We start from the raw sequence: 17847 nt of genomic DNA, 5'->3' as shown, positions 1-17847 counted from the left end.
CCCTATAACACAGGAGGAGATTCAGATGAGCAGCTTCGTAAAAGATGTGAATGAAATTACCAAAAGAATCAATACACCTACGACCTTCTATAATGCCGAGACCCTAACCGTCTATTGGGAGACTTCGCCCGAAGTGATCCGCAGCATTCTGCCCGCCCCGCTTACGCCGGGTCCAAGGCCGCTTGTGCACGCTTTTGTAGCTAACTATCCCCGCACCAGCTTCTGCGAGCCTTACCGGGAAGCCGCGGTCTTCGTCCTGGCAGCCTACAACGGACAACCGGGCACCTATTGCCTGTCCATGCCGATCAGCGATGATATCGCGATGGGCCTGGGGCGTGAGATTTACGGCTTCCCCAAGAAGATGGCCGATATTAGTCTCCAGAAGGAGGATCAGCACGTGGCAGGCAGCGTCTCCCGGCGGGGCACTGAATTCTTCCATGTAGAGGCCGCGCTTAGCGGGAAAATGAATGCCGGGAACGGACAGCGTATCATCTCCGAGCATTACGGTGAGGGTCTGCCCGTCTTCAACATGAAGTATTCCAAGTCCCCGGATGGCCGCGGATTCGATCTTGGACCGCTGCTGATCCGGCAGACAGCCTCTATGGATGTCAGCGTGCGCACAGCGGCAGAAGTAGAGATTCACCTGCATGACTCTCCGCATGACCCCTGGGCCGAGCTGGAAGTTGTCCGTATGCTAGGCGGCATCTACACGGTCAGCAATACCGTTCTTGAACGCGGTGAGGTCCTGACTGCTGTAGATCCTGTACAGTTCCTTCCTTACTCCAACTTACGCTGGGACTGGTGGAATTAATGGAGGTGTGCCAGTGAGAAATCCATTTGATTTGAGCGGAAAAGTAGCGGTGGTGACAGGAGCAGCCGGGGGGATAGGCACAGAATTGGCCCAAGCTCTGGCCGGGCAAGGGGCGGATGTTGCCCTGCTGGATGTAAAAGTGGACGAGCTCGAACCGGCGCGGCAACAGATTGAAGCCCAGGGCCGCCGGGTGCTCCCGCTCCAGTGTGACGTAACCAGCAGCAGAGAGATAGAATCGGGGGTAGCAAGCATTCTGGAGCATTTCGGACGGATAGATATCCTGGTGAATAATGCCGGAGTTGCATCCACAGGCTCTGTCGAGGAACTGGCGGAAGCGGAATGGGACCGGGTGATGGATACCAATGTGAAAAGTATTTATCTCATGTCCAAAGCTGTGATCCCGGCCATGAAGGAACGCAAGGCGGGCCGCATTATCAGCCTTGCTTCCATCTGCGGTGTGAAGGGCAGCAAGCTGGCCGCCCTGCATGCCTATAATGCCTCCAAAGGCGCAGTCGTGAATCTGACCCGCGGCATGGGCGCGACCCTCGCTCCTTACGGAATCACGGTGAATGCGATCGGACCGAGCCTGTTCCCCAGCGGGATGACACGCGCACTCTATCAGGACCACTTCCTGGAGCAGTATAATACGCTATGCCCCATGGGACGTCCCGGCAACCCCGATGAATTGAACGGCGCTGTCCTTTACTTCGCCTCGGATGCTTCCAGCTACACGACAGGCCAGACGCTATATGTGGACGGGGGCTGGACAGCCGTCTGATTCTAGCCTAAAGAGCTGTCTTCCTGGCCATGGAATAGCTGGAGGACAGCTCTAGTTTTTGCAGAAAAGGGTACTCACTTATCCAAGAGAGATTTAGAACGAATCCAATAGCCCCTCCAGCCGGTCAATGACATAATCATAACTGCTCACTCCGCCGAATCCGTAACTCGCATATACAAAAGGAATCCCCGCGAACCTTGCCGCCTTCAGATCCCCTTCTGTATCGCCAACATAGACAGGACTCACCAGATGATTTCTGTCCATGACAAGCTTGATATTCTCTCCCTTGGACAGTCCGGTTCTCCCCGGATTCTCGTAGTCTGTGAAATACTTCTGCAACCCATGATAGTCATAAAAAGCCTCGATGTACCCCGCCTGGCAGTTGCTTACGATAAACAGCTTATAGTTAGCCGATAGTGCCTGAAGCACCTGTTCCACCCGAGCGTACAACCTTCCGCCTTGTCTCGCCAGCACATCACATTCCATGTCACAGCAATCATCCAGCAGCCTCTGCCGGGTATCCTCATCCGTATCAGGGAACAGCTTACGGCCAACCTCCGGCACCGGCAGACCCATAATCCCCTGTAAATCTTCTATAGTCACTTCATGTGCAGCTCCATTATAGCTGTTAATCACTTGATTCCAACCGCCCACGACAGTCTCCGTCGGGTCCCATAACGTTCCATCCAGATCAAAAATAATACTGTCCATTTCGCATTCCCCTCACATTTTACTCAGACTTAATAAGGCTCAGAATACTATCAATTGTACTCAATCAAGTCCCGATAACCAAGCAATGTATCATGCTAAAATAACGCCCCCTTTACATGAAGTGACCCCTGTCAAGTAGACAGTAATAAAAAAGCAATATTTAAGCAGCCTGAGTTCGGTATTCATGAGGACTCAGGTTGTTTAGTTTCGTTTGGAAACGTGCATGGTTGTAAAAATGGATGTATTGCTGCACAGCATGCTTCACCTGCTTAGCAGAGTGGAAGGAGTGGAGGTAGAAACACTCGGCTTTAAAATGACCAAAGAAGTTCTCCATACAGGCATTGTCCCAGCAGTTTCCCTTTCGGGACATACTGGCCTTTATACCGTATCGCTTCAGTAGGCTGCTGTATTGGCGGCTAGTATACTGAAATCCTTGGTCGCTGTGCAAAAGAACCCCTTCAGTATCACGCCGTTTTCTCGCCTTTTTGACCGTATCAAATACCAGTTTTAAATCATTCTTAGGGCTAATCTGGTACGCTACAATTTCATTGTTAAACAGATCTTTAATCGCAGACAAATACAGCCTTTGCCCGTTGAAGATTAGATAAGTGATATCCGTAACCCACTTTTGGTTCGGCTGGTCTGCTGTACACTCTCTATTCAGATGGTTGTCAGAGATGACGTAAGCCTCTTTCTTGCCGTAATAAGGCCTTTTCCTCCGAATGACTGCTTGAAGTCCTAGTTCGCCCATGAGTCGCTGTACACGCTTGTGATTCACGTGGATGGCGTAGGTACGCTTTAGCCAAACCTTCACCCTGCGGTATCCATAAATACCTTTTAGCTTCTCAAAGCATTCGACGATTTTAAGCTTCAAGGCTTCGTCTTCGCGTTGCTTCAGTGAAACGAACGTTTGTCGATTCAACCACTTGTAAAAGCCACTCCTAGATACCCCAGCCAGGTTGCACAGCAGGGTAAGGTTGTATTTCTTATGAAGCATTTCCTTAATCACTGTAAACTTTTTGCTGCTTGGGACAGCGTCCATTCCTCCTTTCACATCTGTAAGAGCTTTTTTAGCATTTCATTTTCCGCCTCAAGGCGCTTGATCTTGGTCTCTGGATCTTCGGGACGTGTTCGGGGTCTGCCCATTCCGGGTCCTTTCGCCTTCCCTCTTTTTTCTTCAAGACCCTTTAATCCCTCTACCTTAAAGTGCTTCACCCATCGGCGAACCAAGGAATCGTTAATCCCCATTTCAAGTGCTACACTTTTATATCCCAACCCCTTTTTGAGGTAGAGGTCTACTGTCTTTTTCTTAAACTTCTCATCGTACGTTTTCCTCATTTCACCCATAAAAAATCCCCTCCATAGTAGACAGAATAATCGGCTTGCTTTTTTCTGTCTACTATAGGGGGATCATATCAACAAAGTAGGGCGTTGTTTTCTTGTCTAGTCCTCGAGGTTCGCAATTCCAGCATTCAAACTATATATAATATAAAAATGATTCCATTGCTGCGTAGTGACTATTTCTTCCCTGCCGTCTTTCTTAAAAAAATAACCCGATCCCTCCTGTTGAGAATATTTCCACCCTTCTCGTTCCATGCGTGACTTTAACAGTTCCTGTGGATCACCCTCTTCTTTCGTGAGGTAGCGCTCCCGGCCAGGCCTATCGCTATCTATCCGAATAACAGATTTACCGGTTGATTCTAAACGATACATGTGTTTCACATTATTATATCCAACGTTATTGACGTATAATGCTCCTAACACGACTAAAAGGACAATAGCCCCAATACAGCTAAATAAAATGATCTTCCATTTCTTCTTCATCCGTTCCCCTTCCCTCTTGCGCGGGCCCGAACCTCAAATATCTTACTAATGCCTACGGTCTTGCCCTCGTATCCAGGTACGTGATCTCTTACCCTTCAAATCATAGTTGTTGTTCCTTTGGCCCCGCCCAGATCAAATGTACCATATTCAGCGAATAGCTCTCCACTCTAGTGATCTGCATCCCCGACTCCCGGACCAGTCCGAGAATATCCCGGGTCTGATGGCATCCATAGATGCGGTACAGGAGCGGATTCAGCGCCCGTTGCAGTGTAGTGACCAAGATGTTAGAACCAATTCCATGCTCCAGGAGCAGGATGGTGCCGTCCGGCTTACACCAGCGGTTCAGCTTCACCAGCAGGTTCAGCGGGTTCTTATAGCTGCATAAGGACAGCGTGGAGACAATGGTATCGAATGAATGCGCAGCAAAGCTCATGTCTTCGATATCCGCACATATACACTCGGCATCCAGACGGTACTGTCCGGCTGCCCGTTTGGCCTTCTCGACCATGGCTCCGCTGAAATCCGCAGCCGTGATCTTGACGCCTTGAGGATAGAACGGGAAGTTCGCCCCGGCTCCGACGGCAAGCTCCAGCACCTCACCCTTCGCAGAACCGATTAGCTTCTGGCGCCAGCGCCGCTGCTTCGGATCATCTCTTTTACGGTCATAATCCGTGGCCTGCCTGTCAAAAATCCGTATCAGCCTCTCTGTATCCATCCCCGCCGTTCACTCCCCTTCTTAATACAGCCGCTTCTCGTAGCTCTCCTCTATCCCGCGCCGCACCACTTCCTCCGTGAACTCCGCTGCATTCACATGAGCGGCGATGATGGCCGGAGCAGACGGGAGCAAGGTTTCAGCAGGCCACGTGCCGGAGTCCCAGACCTGCGATCTTTTGAAGGCCTTGGCACAATGCATATAACATTCCTCCACCTTCACCCCGATCCCCAGCGCAGGCCGCTTGCCTCGGGCTCGCATTCGATCCAGGATAGGCTCATCCTTAATGATATAGGCTTGCCCGTTAACCCGCAGTGTCTCTTCAAGCCCCGGGATAATAAAAATCAGACCGATATGCGGATTAGCCAGGATATTCAGCAAAGAGTCAAATCTGCGGTTCCCCGGACGTTCAGGAATGACCAGATGCCCTTCATCCAGCACCAGCACCGAACCGGGCGCATCCCCGCGCGGAGAGACATCGCAAGAGCCATGTTCATCTGCTGTGGACAGAAATAATAGAGGGGACATCGCTATATAATCACGGCAGTGATGATCCAGCTGATGGATCGATTTGCGCTTCACCACTTCACTCGGATAGCCTAGAAGCTCTCTGAGCTCATTTTCCGACGTTAGCATTTCATGAAAAGGTTTATTCATCCCGCATCCCCGCTTCTGATTATTATATTGACCCCACTCCGCCTAACGCCAGACCTGCATCCGTTCATCCAGAGTGGAAGTATGCAGCTCCAGCTGAATTCCATCCGGGTCCAGGAAATTCACTGACCAGCCGGTTCCCCGCTGAACAGGTCCTCTGACGATCTCAACGTGATGCTTCTGCAAGATGCCGACAGCTTCATTGAAATCATCCTCTGCGATATAAAAAGCTACGTGATCCATCCCGGCGTATTCGCCTAACGGCTCCTTCGTAACCGTTCGTTCAAGCAGACAGACCCAAGCGTTCCCCCACTCCAAATAGGCATCTATTCGGCCGTGATGTCTAACGTTCATCCCCAGAATACCATGATAGAACTCCAGGGATGTCTTAAGATCGCGTACCTGGAGTGTGATGTGACTGAATCCGGTGACTTTCATTTGATCAGCTCCTCCTGTTCTCCGTCCCTACGTTAACTACAACCATCTAACAAACTTCTTATGTAGCACTTCGATCTGATGCCGCTCTGCCCATTCCGTTAGCGCCCGTATCCCTTGATCTTCCTGATCCGGGAAGCGAAAACAATATTTATAAGTAACCAGCAGATAGGCTCTGGGCTTAACTGCGATTACAGGCATGAAGTAGCCTTTGATGAAAATCCGCTTAATAGTAGAGGCTTCAATCTCTATATTCTTGATCTGCAGGGCTTCCGGTTTTATTTCTATGTTGAACGCCCGGTTAAAGGTCAGTAGACGATAGATCATAACTCCTATATGGACGATTAAGATCCCTATGACGAGATAGACCAAGATATGCTTCAGCAGAGTAGGTGTGTCGAACCGAAGGAACAAGCGAATCCAAATTAACATCGCGACAACCAAGCCTATGGTCGCCAGCAATTCAGCAGGACGCTTACCTTTGAACACGATCACCTTTTCCATCCCTTACCCCCTCCTCATTTATCCTGAAGAACAACTAGCTTCTTCTATCATACAGGGAAATGCTGGAATGAGGAAGGGAGCCCTACTCCTTCATCATTCAACACCTCCCATTGTGATGGTTAATCAAATTTATTCATTAAAATTTTTGACTATCCTGCGGCTACAAGATATTATGATGGCATAAGGGCTGACATAGATCAGGAGGACGAACCATGGATGTGTTTGCAGAGTATCTGGCGAAGATCGATAATCCGGTTCACCGGGATACGGTGGAGGAAGTACTCTCCTGGGTGTTGCAGGAGTTCCCGCAGCTCGAACCGAGAATCGGCTGGAACCAGCCGATGTTCACCGATCACGGAACATACATTATCGGCTTCAGTGTAGCCAAAGGGCATATGGCTGTCGCCCCGGAAAAAGCAGGCATGGATCATTTCGAGGAGGTCCTGAAGCAAGGCGGAGTAGATCACACCAAGCTGTTGATCCGCATGAAATGGACGAATCCGGTGGATTACGGCCTGCTGAGACAGTTAATCGAGTATAATATTGCCGACAAGGCGGATTGCACAAGCTTTTGGCGGGTATAGCTGCGGCTAAGTACCCGCTCTCACGCTCCCAGATGCAGAAAAGGACATGCCATATAGCATGTCCTTCTTTTTTGTCACCAAATCACGCCACTGACAATCTTGCGGTGATCTGACACATACGCTCTGAATTTATGCTCCTGTGCGGCATCCTCGAACGATTGCTTCGCAACGAACCAATATTCCTGTGGCCCATAGAACAGCAGATAGTAGCTCTGGTTCTCCCATACCCGGGTGAAAGAGCCCCAGGTCATGACGGACGCGTCCTTCTCCGGACTGAAATTGATCCCCTCTGCACCGAAAAGATATTCAAATTCCTTATTGTACCTTGTATCTGCCGACAATATCTTCGGTAAAAGCAAGGTTCGCATCACGATTGACATTCCCATAGTCAGAACCAGCGTAATCGATATGCCGAGCAAAATGACCGACTGGTTCTGAGTATACAGAATCATGCACACCGCTATAAATACCGCTTGAACGCCAATCGATAGTATAGATTTCCACGAGTGGAAATATAATGCCCGCGCCACCTTGGAAATATGCCGTCCATAATGAAAGCTGATTGTCTCCATCCTGCCACCCTCTATCTCTTCACTTCATCACTTATAGTAGTATAGCATCCAACGCGTAGAAAATCCTGCCCCGTTCACACTTCGCGTGTCTCTTCGGGATGATACAGGATTCGCTGGTAATCCCAATCCTTCGTATCCATATCGCCCAGATACATCCGTTCATGCTCCGGCACAAGCTCATATTTGATTCGAAGCTGCTCCCGGTAGTATTCACCCGGATTCTCCAGATAAGCATAATAGGCAGCCCGGCACGCTTCATGCGCCGTTTGCTCGCCGTTCAGCTGCTTGTGGAGGTTATGCAGCTCTTTGAGCTTCTCCTGTGCATCGGCAGAGTATAGGGCTTCGCCTAATGTAACCTCGCCCAATTGCAGAATATGTACCGTTACAGGAGTATCCATTGTCGTGAAGAAGGTCTTATCTGCAACAAGCGCGTCCAGCTCCTCCAGCGTATATTCTGCGTCAGCAGGCAGGTTATAGACCGCTACCTTTCTGTCCTTGTATATCACAACATCGACCAGGTATACTGCGCCGCTATTCTTCATGAACAGATGGACACTTTTGCCCTCCGTCGTCTGGTAGAACATTTCGCTGTTGACATAGAATTCCGTAGAGGAAGGTGAATGCGCAATCCGGCGCGCTTCACTCTGCTCCTGCTCCCGGTCCGAAATCTCATAGATATTCGTATGGTCCGGGTTCAGCAGGCTCACTGTTTCCTGAATATGCTGGTAATAGCTTGCAGCGTTGTAAGTCCACTTTGCCGACTCTACCGTATACGCACCCAGTCCATGAATGGACAGCTGCTTCCCGGAGGGGACGGCCGGCGTTAACCAGCCTGAATTTATTTTGCCGGATAAGCCCTTAAGATCTGTAAGCTCCCAGCAGTTGACCATGCCGTCTTCGTACACATCTACATTAATATAGAAGTAACTTCCTCCGTTATGGATGATTCCGGGAATGGAAGTCCCTTCCACCGTCTTGGTTCTTCTAATCGCTCTCAATTGTAATCCCCCTTAGCTAGGATTTGGCAAGTGGTTCGACGACTGGCTCCGGTCCAAGCTTCACGCACAGCGTTGCAATCAGGGCAATCAGGAACCCGGTGGTACATGCGATCAGGAAGCCGCCGAACCCTTCCCCCAGATAAGCAGGCAGCGTAGCCAGCCCCGGAAAAGCGAACGAAATCGCAGACGAGCCGAACATCCCGACCATCCCGCCGCCAATCGAGCCTGCAATGCAGACAATAATCATCGGCTTACGCAGCGGCAGATTGACCCCGAACATTGCAGGCTCGGTGACACCGAACAAGGCCGATATCGATGCCGACAGGCTTAAGGTGCGGAACTGCTTGTCTTTGGCTTTGATGAATACTGCCAGCGCTGCTCCCGCTTGGGCAAATGCGGCGGGACCCATCAGCGCGAGGATCGTGTCTGATCCACCCGTGCTGATGTTGTTGATCGCCAGCGGCACCAGACTCCAGTGCAGTCCGAAGATCACCATCGGCTGAATGATCGCCCCCAGCACCATTCCGGCTCCGACTGAACTGAAATTATACACTGTACGATACCCGTCTGCCAGGGCATCCCCGGCCAGCGCTCCCATCGGTCCGAATACCAGCAGCGTCACCGACGATACCACGATCACGGAGATCAGCGGAGTGAAGAAGCCCCGGATGACCTCCGGCAATATTTTGACACAGAATCGCTCGACATAGACCAGCAGGCCTACCGCCAGGATGATGGGAATAGCGCTTGCAGGATAATTCACCGGCCTAATGCTCATACCCATAAACTCAATGACTTCGTTGTTCGCAAATAGTGTAGTCAGACTGGGATATAGCATAACTCCGCCTATCACGACCGCCGTAAAAGGATTGGCCCCGAATTTACGGGCTGCCGTAAACGCCAGCAGCAGCGGAAGGTAATGGAACAGGCTGTCCGCCATGGCATTCAGCACCGTATAGGTGCCTTCGGTCTTGCTGATGAGCTCCAGCGCAACCGCACCTGCGAGCAGACCCTTCATGATTCCTGCCGCGCTCAATATATTAACTATGGGAAGAAAGATACCAGAAATGCCGTCAATAATGATATTGACCAGACTGCGTTTGGATGGCTTCACGACTGTCTCCTCATTCACAACGTTCATATGATCCCCCTGCATTCTTACTCCACTCCACTGTAATACGAATGACCCGCAAGAGTCACTTTTCGCAAAGTACCCTCCTACGGGTCAAGCTCAACACCGGCGTTATTGCCGGCTCGGTTCTCTAGAAGACTTTGGTCGTCCATGATTCGCAGTTCCAGGTATCGGTCACGATATCACGGTAGAATTCAGGCTCATGGGAGATCAGCAGAATGCTGCCTTTATAGGCTTTGAGTGCACGTTGCAGTTCTTCCTTCGCATCGACATCGAGATGGTTGGTAGGCTCATCGAGTACCAGCAGATTGCTCTCCCGGTTAATCAGCTTGCACAGACGTACCTTGGCCTTCTCGCCACCGCTCAGGACAGCGATTTTGCTCTCAATATGCTTGGTGGTCAGGCCGCACTTCGCCAGCGCTGCACGAATCTCGAATTGGGAGTAGGACGGGAATTCGTTCCAGATCTCCTCGATACAGGTGTTGTAATTCGATTCCTTCATTTCCTGTTCGAAATACCCGATCTCCAGCAGATCGCCAAGACGGGCTGATCCTGAGATGGGCTGAATCTGCCCGAGAATGCTGCGCAGCAGCGTGGTTTTACCGATACCGTTCGCACCGACGAGGGCAATCTTCTGGCCCCGCTCCATGCTGAGGTCCAGCGGACGCGATAATGGGGAATCATACCCGATCACCAGATCTTTGGTCTCAAAAACCATTTTGCCGGAGGTCCGCCCCTGCTTGAAGTTGAACTGCGGCTTCGGCTTCTCCTTGGCAATCTCGATGACCTCCATCTTATCCAGCTTCTTCTGGCGGGACATCGCCATATTGCGGGTCGCTACGCTGGCCTTGTTGCGGGCTACGAAGTCCTTCAGATCGGCAATCTCCTGCTGCTGGCGCTTGAACGCGGATTCCAGCTGCGACTTCTTCGCTTCGTACACCTGCTGGAAATACTCATAATCGCCCACGTAACGCGACAGCGACTGGTTCTCCATATGGTAGATCAGGTTGATCACGCTGTTCAGGAACGGAATGTCATGCGAGATCAGAATGAAGGCATTCTCATAATCCAGCAGATAACGCTTCAGCCAGTTGATATGCTGTTCATCCAGATAGTTCGTAGGCTCATCGAGCAGCAGAATGTCCGGCTTCTCCAGCAGCAGCTTCGCCAGCAGCACCTTGGTCCGCTGACCGCCGCTGAGGTCGTTGACATCCTTGTCCAGACCGATGTCGGTTAAGCCCAGTCCACGCGCGGTTTCATCGATTTTGGCATCGATCATATAGAAGTCCTGGCTGGTCAGCATGTCCTGAATCGTTCCGACATCCTCCAGCAGCTGCTCCAGCTCCTCAGGGGTCACATCCCCCATCTTGCCGTACATATCGTTCATCTCTTGTTCCATATCGAACAGATATTGGAAGGCGCCGCGCAGCACATCCCGGATGGATTGCCCCTGCTGAAGCACCGCATGCTGGTCCAGATAACCGGCGCGCATCCGTTTCGCCCATTCCACCTTGCCTTCGTCCGGCTGCAGCTTACCGGTAATGATATTCATGAAGGTGGATTTACCTTCACCATTGGCACCAATCAGACCAATATGCTCGCCCTTCAGCAGACGGAAGGAGACATCGGTGAAGATCGCCCGGTCGCCGAACCCGTGACTTAGCTTTTCTACATTTAATATACTCATGAAGTGAACACCTTTTCCTTTATTCTATATTCTCGTCATATTATAAAGGCTAACGCGCCACAACTCCAGAAGGTTTCTGAAAAAAGTGCCTTCATTTACTCTTTCTCCACATGTCCAGGTAATTTGGAGGGAAATTGTACCGCTCGGGTCCGTTTAAATGTTTGTATTCTACAAGCTTCACTTGTGATGATGAGATTCTATACGTAAACAGATCTTCGCCCACACCGATATGCGGTCCCACTGTAGGGAAGGCTCTCAGCGTAATCCGAAAGTCAAAGCCGCGGAAGCCGTTCAACCTCTCTACCTGCTCTACTTGAACCAGATACGGATACAACTGAGGAGGTGTAGTCAAAAGACTAAAATAGGCCGCCTTCAACTGTTCATCCATATAGGGAAGCAATTGCAGCACAAGCATGTCTTGCAGCTGTAGCTCCCTGGAGTCAGCCTGTGGCTTCTGTAACTGTGACGGCGGTTCTGCTGCGGTACGTTGAGCTGGTGCTAGCCCGTTGGTTATAAGCGCGATCATTAGCAGTATGGTAATGACTTGTAGATTTCTTCTCATTAAATTCTCCCTTTGGTCAATAGGTATAGTATTAATTTGCCTAAAGGGGGATGAAGTATGTAAAAGCATATATTATATTGGTTAGAGGGTATTCAAATAATATAGCTCATAACAAAAAAGTGACAATAGCACAACGGGAGAATCAGACAATTAAGCGGAGGTAAGAATGTTAGAAATTAAGGGAATAGGAATTAGTGCCGTTAAATACGCGCTCCTAAATTTCATGCTGGTCATAACCAACTTATTATTATATGCTTCAGGACCGGATGGGGGCGGAACCGGGGACCGTGAGGAAGGGATGATGTTCTATCAGATGTACTTCATCTGCCTGCTTTCGGGATTTGTCATCTATGGAGTTTGGTCCGTTACAGCAGGCAGATATGAGAAAAAGACAAGAGGTCTAACTGCTATTCCTGTGTTATTATCCTCCGTTTGTATTACCAGTGTATTAATTTATGCTAACCGCAGGTACAAGAACCTGTACGAGGGCGAGTTTGTGAATGACGCAGGGTCTAAGGTCTTAGCACTCTACGCTGACACTTCCCTGTATCTGGTATACTTCCTTCTGCTGTTCGCTGTTTGCATCAGCGTGCTTGGAATTGTTAAGCGGAACAAATTATCTATACTGGGGCTGCTGCTGAATCTATCGCTGCTAGTACTCTTAAACCTAATACAATTTGTATAAAACAATACTCTCCATTCTCGCGGAAGTCATGGCATGCTACGATGAAGCTACGCTCATTTGGAATCATGGAGGTGTAGAGATTGTATATGCAACAAGGTAACTTGGTCATCCGGGATGCAACAGTAGCCGATGCAGAGCTGTTATGCAACTGGTGGAACGATGGAGAAGTCATGGCACATGCCGGATTTCCTAAGGGCTTAGGAATTACTGAACAAGAGGTGTTAACCCAATTGCAGACCGGGAGAGACTCTGAACGGAAAGGCCGTTTGATTCTGGAAATCGATGGTGCTCCTGCAGGAGAAATGAGCTACAGTGCGGTTTCTGGACATGTGGCGGAGATTGGTATCAAAATCTGTGATTTCAACCAACAAAACAAAGGGGCAGGCACACAGTGTTTAGAAATGCTGATCCGTTATCTATTTGAAGCCCAGGGATTTCATAAAATTATACTGGATACAAACCTAAAGAACACCAGAGCGCAGCATGTGTATGAGAAACTCGGCTTCCGAAAAATAGCGGTGCGAAAGAATGCCTGGGCAGATCAGCATGGGGAATTACAGACTTTTGTTGACTATGAGCTATCCCTAACGGAATGGACTCAAAATTCCTGAGCCTGACTGGTCACATTGTATTCGGTTTTTCGCATACAAAAAAACGCCAACAGATGCATCCCTGCATTCGTTGACGTCTTACTGAACCAGACTTATGTCCGGCGCATATACGCACGCACGGTAATCGGAGCGAAGACCGCTACAATCACAGCGGCTCCGATCAGGGAGTAGACCAGATCACTACCTACCGTTCCATGGTTCACCAGTTCACGGACAGCAGTGACCAGATGTGAGATCGGATTGTTATTCACGAACCACTGAAGCCATTTCGGCATCGTATCAACCGGCACGAAGGCATTCGAGAGGAAGGTTAGCGGGAATAACACGATCATTGAGATCCCCTGAACACTGGATGCTGTGCGGGCGATCACACCGAAAAAGGCAAAGATCCAGCTGATGGCCCAGGAGCATCCGATGACCAGAACCGCTGCCAAGGCTACCCCTCCGATCCCGCCTTCCGGCCGCAAGCCCATGATGTAACCCATTACGAAGGTGAGTACTGTAGCAATCGTGTAGCGTATCGTATCTGCTAACAGTGCTCCTGCGAGAGGGGCAATCCGGGCAATCGGCAGCGATTTGAAGCGATCGAACACCCCTTTCTCCATGTCCTCCCGCAGCTGGACACCGGTGACCACAGAGGTCGTGATTACGGTCTGCACCAAGATTCCCGGAATGATTACCGGCAGATAACTTGCCACATCACCGGCAATCGCCCCGCCGAAAATATACGTGAACATCAAGGTGAAAATAATCGGCTGAAACGTAACGTCAAACAATTGCTCCGGTGTACGCCGGATCTTGAGCAGTCCTCTGTAGGCCATCGTTAAGGAATTACGTACCACTTGGCCGAAGCTGGTATGGTTTTTTAAATTACGGTCTACACCCGGCTTGATTAAAGTACTCATGCTAATACTCCCTCCTTCTTCTGTGTACTATCCGGGATAAACCCCGCGTCTTCCTTGACACCATGGCCGGTTAAGGTCAGGAATACTTCATCCAGCGTTGGCTTTTGCACACTCATCTCAAGCAGCGGTATGCCTGCCTCACGAAGGGCGATCAAAAGGTCGGTTACCCGGTCCACGTTCCCCATCGGTGCGATAATTTTGGCTGCTTCTGCGGACAGGTTAGAGCGTACCTGAAGCACCTGCTCCACAATCTGCCGCGCCTTCAGTAACTGCTGCGGTTGGACCACCTTCAGGTGAAGTGAGGAGTTGCCCACCGAGCTCTTGAGTTCATCAACGGTGCCCTCTGCAACCACCTTACCGGTATCAATCACGGCAATCCGGTCCGCCAGTTGATCCGCTTCTTCAAGATATTGGGTCGTCAGCAGGACCGTTGATCCCGTATTCACCAGCCTGCGGATCGTCTCCCACATCTGATTGCGCGTCCGGGGATCAAGCCCCGTTGTCGGCTCATCCAGGAAAATGAGCGGCGGCTGCGCAATTAGACTGGCCGCCAGATCCAGCCGCCGGCGCATCCCGCCGGAGAAATTCTTCAAAGGGCGCTTCGCTGCTTCCGTCAAGCCGAATTCCTCCAGCAGGTCGGAGGCTTTGCTGCGCGACTCCGCACGTCCCAGGCCATGCAGCCTGGAGAAGATCACCAGGTTCTCCGTTGCGCTAAGCGATTCATCCACCGATGCATATTGACCCGTCACTCCGATTAACTGACGCACGATCTGCGGTTCTTTTGCCACATCATGTCCGAAGATACGCGCCGAACCTGCGTCAGGCTGCAGCAGGGTCGCCAGCATGCGAATTACGGTTGTCTTCCCGGCACCATTGGGACCCAGCACCCCATAGATCATTCCTGTGCCAACCTTGAGATCCACACCATCCACGGCCCGGTTGCTCCCGTAAATTTTGACCAATCCTTGCGCTTCAATGGCGTAGCTGCCGCCCTGCCCTGCTGATTGTGTCTGCTTCATGCTTTATTCCTCCTTGATTGCTGAATCTATAAGGATAGTAACCGACATATTTAAACTGAATTTAAACCCCCTCCTACTCTATCCGGTTGCTGTATCCCTATCCCATTAAAGCAAAAATCCGATCCTTTGGGATCGGACTTGGGGAGTACGCTTGCAGTCGTACACTCTATATGCTGTTCTCCTTAATCATAGCCGCCTTCAGCTTCGGGTAATGCCTGGTACTCTTCTTTACCTGCTACAATGTCTGCAATGAAATTCCGCAGCTCCAGCAGCTGCTCTGCATCTTCCGTTAACTCACAATTCTCGCCGGACCAGGACCAATTCCGTGTGAAGCCGTTGACGGTGATCCTCCAGCTGTCTTCCTGGTAAGGTACCCTCGCGCAGCTCTGCTTGAGGGGCACAAGCTCCAGCTTCCCCATGATGTGGATGCCTCTCATCCGCTCATAGATGCTGCGCATTTCATCTTCGGTCAGCGTAATATCCGCTGTGGCCGTTCCGTTCATAATCAGATCTTTGACCACGCTATCCTGATACGTATTGATCTCATTCTTGGTGACCTCCCCATACCCGTAGCGGACGAGAAAATCGAAATCCGCAGGCATCTCTTCAGGCATTTCTCCCAATATCTCCGTCTGCTCTGGAGCGGGTTGTGCATCCTTATTGGTGCTACAGCCAGCTATGAGCAGTACGGCCAGCAGCAAGTAATATATGGGCCTCAGGTTGGTCACCTCCACAATGTGTATTTTCAAAAGGCTATGTTAAATTCTAGCCGCAACGGAATAATGAGCCTAATCCGACAGTGCCCGCATGATGTTGGATTTCGCCTCTGCCGCAATCGCTTCATTCCCGTCATCGACCGCTTGCATGAAGATCAGCATGGGGATGTATACCGCGATCAGCCGCGCCAGCAGCTTCGTCTCCTCGTCTGCTCCTCCGTACGTTTCGTAAAACACACCGCGGGCGTAAGGTGGTAAAAAGCTATAAGCAACGCTCAAATCGCAAGCCGGATGGCCTACGCTCAGATCGCCCCAATCAATGATGCCGGAGACGATCCCGTTCTCATTCACAAGCATATTTTTGAAATGAAGATCGCCATGAAGCAGTACATTCACCGTCTCGACACGGTCCTTTTGCAGCCTGCTAAGATACGCTTCGATCGCACCGGACTCCTCCGGCGACAAGTGTTCAGCCAGCTTCGATAGAAAGCCCTCCATCTTCACTTTGCGCGATGCGATGTCCGTCAAGCTTCGATGATCCTGCTGAACTCCGCACTTCAGCGCCGTCTGCACCGGAAATTCATGCAATCTCCGCAAAAATTCCGCCAGCGTCTCTGCCGATAAAGCCCGGCGTTCTTCCGTCAGACCGATTGGGAAATCGCCTGGCACGTGGGCATAGCCAAGGAATGGTGCCGGGTATTCATCACTTGGTTCGCCATAAAACAGCGGTTTCGGATAGGGGATGGTCAAATAGGCCTCCAGCTCCGGCAACAGCTTCCCTTCCATCCGAATCGCGCCAACGGCAAACGTTCTTCTTGGAAACCGGAACACGTACTCGTCACCGATGAGAAAAACCGTATTGTCCCAGCCCCAGCCCAATCGCTTCACCTGCTTCGATGACAGCTGAGGGAATTGTCTGCCGATCAGCGTCCGCGCCTGCTCTTCGTTAACCTCCCACTCCGCATCCCATACATTCGTTTCTCCCATAAATTGTCTGCCTCCCTTATGTACTATAGTTGTAAGTGGCTAAATATTTCACAATGACTTCCTTACTCTCATGCCACCACAGAATAGGAACTTCGCCTACCTTCACCAGACCTAACTTAGCGGCCAGATGATTGGAGCCAGTATTGCCGGTATCACAATCCCAATACGTTGTTAGCTTCCGCTGATGGCCAAGCGCTATGAATTCTTGACACAGTCTGAACGCCAACCCTTGATTGCGGTAATCCTGGTGTGTGATGATATCCGGTTCAATATAGCCGCCACCCACATAAAAAGTGTTGCACGCGCTTACAAATCCGCTCTCATTCAAATAACAATAACCAAAGGCCCTGTCCAGGTAGGTCTCAGCCGAAGTCCACAGTAATCGGTAACTATCGTCCATCTCCTGAATGTAGCGTCCAAACAACTGCTCATCAATTCTAGTTAAAATAAATTCTCCAGAGTCTTCCTGGATGTCAGCAGGAGCTTTAGCATTGCTGTTCATCTTATAATGTGTTCTACTGAGCTCCACTGTGTTGTCTTTCAACGGTTCCTTGAGCAGCGCAAGCCATGGACTGGAGGAGAAGTACAAATCATAGAAATTCGCGTGATTGGCCGGATTGGCTAAGAAATCAAGCAAGCTTCGATTGAACTGCTCATCATCTTCCTGCCCGAACAGATAATATTTCCCTCCTCGGCTTGTGACAAGCCCAGCCGTCGGCTGATCTAGCTTATTCACAAATATTCTGCCTGGCTGATTAAGATCTATCACCCCATGAACAAATACAAAGATGAACTCTCCTTCTCTATGCGGTATAAGATGCTCGATCCTACTATACTCACTAGCCTGTAATTCAATCATTCTAATCCTTCCTCTCAGCTAATTACCTGTTATGTATAGCGTGAAACATATAAATTCTATATTTCAAAAAAGCCGGGGCCACAGTCACCTGTGTCCGCCAG

Annotated in this window: 23 protein-coding genes; 5 read left to right on the top strand and 18 right to left on the bottom strand. The window is 50.3% G+C overall.

Annotation, left to right across the window (positions count from 1 at the left end):
* Positions 1-25 precede the first annotated feature (25 nt).
* Both MKX42_RS14125 and MKX42_RS14120 read left to right on the top strand, forming a co-directional pair.
* Positions 26-811 carry an acetoacetate decarboxylase family protein gene (locus tag MKX42_RS14125; protein ID WP_340753047.1) on the top strand — a complete coding sequence of 262 codons (786 nt, stop codon included), beginning with the start codon at positions 26-28 and terminating at the stop codon, positions 809-811.
* 13 nt (positions 812-824) lie between these two features.
* Positions 825-1589 carry an SDR family NAD(P)-dependent oxidoreductase gene (locus MKX42_RS14120; protein WP_340753046.1) on the top strand — a complete coding sequence of 255 codons (765 nt, stop codon included), beginning with the start codon at positions 825-827 and terminating at the stop codon, positions 1587-1589.
* Between the two features lie 93 nt (positions 1590-1682).
* Here the strand turns inward: MKX42_RS14120 and MKX42_RS14115 are convergent, their stop codons facing one another.
* From MKX42_RS14115 to MKX42_RS14080, 8 genes are all read right to left on the bottom strand, one after another.
* Positions 1683-2300, bottom strand: a complete 618-nt coding sequence (locus tag MKX42_RS14115) for an HAD family hydrolase (protein ID WP_340753045.1) — start codon at positions 2298-2300, stop codon at positions 1683-1685.
* Positions 2301-2460: 160 nt separating this feature from the next.
* Positions 2461-3342 carry an IS3 family transposase gene (locus MKX42_RS14110; RefSeq protein ID WP_340752982.1) on the bottom strand — a complete coding sequence of 294 codons (882 nt, stop codon included), beginning with the start codon at positions 3340-3342 and terminating at the stop codon, positions 2461-2463.
* An 8-nt stretch (positions 3343-3350) separates the two neighbouring features.
* Positions 3351-3647 (bottom strand): transposase, encoded by a 297-nt coding sequence (locus MKX42_RS14105; protein WP_340752983.1) that lies wholly within the window; start codon positions 3645-3647, stop codon positions 3351-3353.
* A 96-nt stretch (positions 3648-3743) separates the two neighbouring features.
* Positions 3744-4124, bottom strand: a complete 381-nt coding sequence (locus MKX42_RS14100; protein ID WP_340753044.1) for a hypothetical protein — start codon at positions 4122-4124, stop codon at positions 3744-3746.
* A 100-nt stretch (positions 4125-4224) separates the two neighbouring features.
* Positions 4225-4839 carry a class I SAM-dependent methyltransferase gene (locus MKX42_RS14095; protein WP_340753043.1) on the bottom strand — a complete coding sequence of 205 codons (615 nt, stop codon included), beginning with the start codon at positions 4837-4839 and terminating at the stop codon, positions 4225-4227.
* A gap of 21 nt (positions 4840-4860) precedes the next feature.
* Positions 4861-5493, bottom strand: a complete 633-nt coding sequence (locus tag MKX42_RS14090; RefSeq protein ID WP_340753042.1) for a pyridoxamine 5'-phosphate oxidase family protein — start codon at positions 5491-5493, stop codon at positions 4861-4863.
* A gap of 42 nt (positions 5494-5535) precedes the next feature.
* Entirely contained in the window at positions 5536-5928 is a 393-nt protein-coding gene (locus MKX42_RS14085; RefSeq protein ID WP_340753041.1) for a VOC family protein, read from the bottom strand.
* 36 nt (positions 5929-5964) lie between these two features.
* Positions 5965-6429, bottom strand: a complete 465-nt coding sequence (locus tag MKX42_RS14080) for a hypothetical protein (protein ID WP_340753040.1) — start codon at positions 6427-6429, stop codon at positions 5965-5967.
* A 212-nt stretch (positions 6430-6641) separates the two neighbouring features.
* Between MKX42_RS14080 and MKX42_RS14075 the strand changes: the two genes are divergently transcribed.
* Complete coding sequence (locus MKX42_RS14075; RefSeq protein WP_340753039.1) at positions 6642-7013, top strand: iron chaperone; 372 nt, start codon at positions 6642-6644, stop codon at positions 7011-7013.
* Between the two features lie 74 nt (positions 7014-7087).
* On the opposite strand, the gene MKX42_RS14070 is transcribed toward MKX42_RS14075, so the two are convergent.
* The 5 genes from MKX42_RS14070 to MKX42_RS14050 form a co-directional block, all read right to left on the bottom strand.
* Positions 7088-7585 carry a YcxB family protein gene (locus MKX42_RS14070; RefSeq protein ID WP_340753038.1) on the bottom strand — a complete coding sequence of 166 codons (498 nt, stop codon included), beginning with the start codon at positions 7583-7585 and terminating at the stop codon, positions 7088-7090.
* A 74-nt stretch (positions 7586-7659) separates the two neighbouring features.
* Positions 7660-8583: a DUF7638 domain-containing protein gene (locus MKX42_RS14065; RefSeq protein ID WP_340753037.1), complete on the bottom strand. Its 924-nt coding sequence runs from the start codon at positions 8581-8583 to the stop codon at positions 7660-7662.
* 16 nt (positions 8584-8599) lie between these two features.
* A complete protein-coding gene (locus MKX42_RS14060) occupies positions 8600-9724 on the bottom strand; it encodes a PTS transporter subunit EIIC (protein ID WP_340753036.1) in 1125 nt (374 codons plus the stop codon).
* A 121-nt stretch (positions 9725-9845) separates the two neighbouring features.
* Positions 9846-11402, bottom strand: a complete 1557-nt coding sequence (locus tag MKX42_RS14055) for an ABC-F family ATP-binding cassette domain-containing protein (RefSeq protein WP_340753035.1) — start codon at positions 11400-11402, stop codon at positions 9846-9848.
* Positions 11403-11493: 91 nt separating this feature from the next.
* Complete coding sequence (locus MKX42_RS14050) at positions 11494-11964, bottom strand: DUF3888 domain-containing protein (RefSeq protein WP_340753034.1); 471 nt, start codon at positions 11962-11964, stop codon at positions 11494-11496.
* A gap of 166 nt (positions 11965-12130) precedes the next feature.
* On the opposite strand from MKX42_RS14050, the gene MKX42_RS14045 reads away from it, so the two are divergent.
* Entirely contained in the window at positions 12131-12649 is a 519-nt protein-coding gene (locus MKX42_RS14045; protein ID WP_340753033.1) for a hypothetical protein, read from the top strand.
* Between the two features lie 86 nt (positions 12650-12735).
* Positions 12736-13260: a GNAT family N-acetyltransferase gene (locus tag MKX42_RS14040; protein WP_340757689.1), complete on the top strand. Its 525-nt coding sequence runs from the start codon at positions 12736-12738 to the stop codon at positions 13258-13260.
* Positions 13261-13352: 92 nt separating this feature from the next.
* Here MKX42_RS14040 and MKX42_RS14035 read toward each other — a convergent pair whose 3' ends face one another.
* The 5 genes from MKX42_RS14035 to MKX42_RS14015 all read right to left on the bottom strand — a co-directional run bounded on the left by MKX42_RS14035 (position 13353) and on the right by MKX42_RS14015 (position 17746).
* Entirely contained in the window at positions 13353-14165 is an 813-nt protein-coding gene (locus tag MKX42_RS14035) for an ABC transporter permease (RefSeq protein WP_340753032.1), read from the bottom strand.
* Positions 14162-15184: an ATP-binding cassette domain-containing protein gene (locus MKX42_RS14030; RefSeq protein WP_340753031.1), complete on the bottom strand. Its 1023-nt coding sequence runs from the start codon at positions 15182-15184 to the stop codon at positions 14162-14164. The genes MKX42_RS14035 and MKX42_RS14030 overlap by 4 nt, the downstream gene beginning before the upstream one ends.
* Positions 15185-15366: 182 nt before the next feature.
* On the bottom strand, positions 15367-15798 hold the full coding sequence (locus tag MKX42_RS14025; RefSeq protein WP_340753030.1) for a hypothetical protein: 432 nt from the start codon (positions 15796-15798) through the stop codon (positions 15367-15369).
* Between the two features lie 174 nt (positions 15799-15972).
* Positions 15973-16887 (bottom strand): phosphotransferase, encoded by a 915-nt coding sequence (locus tag MKX42_RS14020; protein WP_340753029.1) that lies wholly within the window; start codon positions 16885-16887, stop codon positions 15973-15975.
* Positions 16888-16903: 16 nt separating this feature from the next.
* Complete coding sequence (locus tag MKX42_RS14015; RefSeq protein WP_340753028.1) at positions 16904-17746, bottom strand: GNAT family N-acetyltransferase; 843 nt, start codon at positions 17744-17746, stop codon at positions 16904-16906.
* Positions 17747-17847: the final 101 nt, after the last annotated feature.

Origin of the sequence: Paenibacillus sp. FSL R7-0204 (assembly GCF_038002225.1) — a bacterium.
GTDB lineage: Bacteria > Bacillota > Bacilli > Paenibacillales > Paenibacillaceae > Paenibacillus_AQ.
The sequence above is the reverse complement of the archived record's forward strand: the minus strand, read 5'-3'. Positions and strand labels throughout refer to the sequence as shown.

Excerpts from the sequence above, each read along its gene's own strand:
- MKX42_RS14125 (WP_340753047.1), top strand. The coding sequence starts at position 26 with ATGAGCAGCTTCGTAAAAGATGTGAATGAAATTACCAAAAGAATCAAT.
- MKX42_RS14115 (WP_340753045.1), bottom strand. The coding sequence starts at position 2,300 with ATGGACAGTATTATTTTTGATCTGGATGGAACGTTATGGGACCCGACG.
- MKX42_RS14110 (WP_340752982.1), bottom strand. The coding sequence starts at position 3,342 with ATGGACGCTGTCCCAAGCAGCAAAAAGTTTACAGTGATTAAGGAAATG.
- MKX42_RS14105 (WP_340752983.1), bottom strand. The coding sequence starts at position 3,647 with ATGGGTGAAATGAGGAAAACGTACGATGAGAAGTTTAAGAAAAAGACA.
- MKX42_RS14100 (WP_340753044.1), bottom strand. The coding sequence starts at position 4,124 with ATGAAGAAGAAATGGAAGATCATTTTATTTAGCTGTATTGGGGCTATT.
- MKX42_RS14095 (WP_340753043.1), bottom strand. The coding sequence starts at position 4,839 with ATGGATACAGAGAGGCTGATACGGATTTTTGACAGGCAGGCCACGGAT.
- MKX42_RS14090 (WP_340753042.1), bottom strand. The coding sequence starts at position 5,493 with ATGAATAAACCTTTTCATGAAATGCTAACGTCGGAAAATGAGCTCAGA.
- MKX42_RS14085 (WP_340753041.1), bottom strand. The coding sequence starts at position 5,928 with ATGAAAGTCACCGGATTCAGTCACATCACACTCCAGGTACGCGATCTT.
- MKX42_RS14080 (WP_340753040.1), bottom strand. The coding sequence starts at position 6,429 with ATGGAAAAGGTGATCGTGTTCAAAGGTAAGCGTCCTGCTGAATTGCTG.
- MKX42_RS14075 (WP_340753039.1), top strand. The coding sequence starts at position 6,642 with ATGGATGTGTTTGCAGAGTATCTGGCGAAGATCGATAATCCGGTTCAC.
- MKX42_RS14070 (WP_340753038.1), bottom strand. The coding sequence starts at position 7,585 with ATGGAGACAATCAGCTTTCATTATGGACGGCATATTTCCAAGGTGGCG.
- MKX42_RS14060 (WP_340753036.1), bottom strand. The coding sequence starts at position 9,724 with ATGAACGTTGTGAATGAGGAGACAGTCGTGAAGCCATCCAAACGCAGT.
- MKX42_RS14055 (WP_340753035.1), bottom strand. The coding sequence starts at position 11,402 with ATGAGTATATTAAATGTAGAAAAGCTAAGTCACGGGTTCGGCGACCGG.
- MKX42_RS14050 (WP_340753034.1), bottom strand. The coding sequence starts at position 11,964 with ATGAGAAGAAATCTACAAGTCATTACCATACTGCTAATGATCGCGCTT.
- MKX42_RS14045 (WP_340753033.1), top strand. The coding sequence starts at position 12,131 with ATGTTAGAAATTAAGGGAATAGGAATTAGTGCCGTTAAATACGCGCTC.
- MKX42_RS14040 (WP_340757689.1), top strand. The coding sequence starts at position 12,736 with ATGCAACAAGGTAACTTGGTCATCCGGGATGCAACAGTAGCCGATGCA.
- MKX42_RS14035 (WP_340753032.1), bottom strand. The coding sequence starts at position 14,165 with ATGAGTACTTTAATCAAGCCGGGTGTAGACCGTAATTTAAAAAACCAT.
- MKX42_RS14030 (WP_340753031.1), bottom strand. The coding sequence starts at position 15,184 with ATGAAGCAGACACAATCAGCAGGGCAGGGCGGCAGCTACGCCATTGAA.
- MKX42_RS14025 (WP_340753030.1), bottom strand. The coding sequence starts at position 15,798 with ATGCCTGAAGAGATGCCTGCGGATTTCGATTTTCTCGTCCGCTACGGG.
- MKX42_RS14020 (WP_340753029.1), bottom strand. The coding sequence starts at position 16,887 with ATGGGAGAAACGAATGTATGGGATGCGGAGTGGGAGGTTAACGAAGAG.
- MKX42_RS14015 (WP_340753028.1), bottom strand. The coding sequence starts at position 17,746 with ATGATTGAATTACAGGCTAGTGAGTATAGTAGGATCGAGCATCTTATA.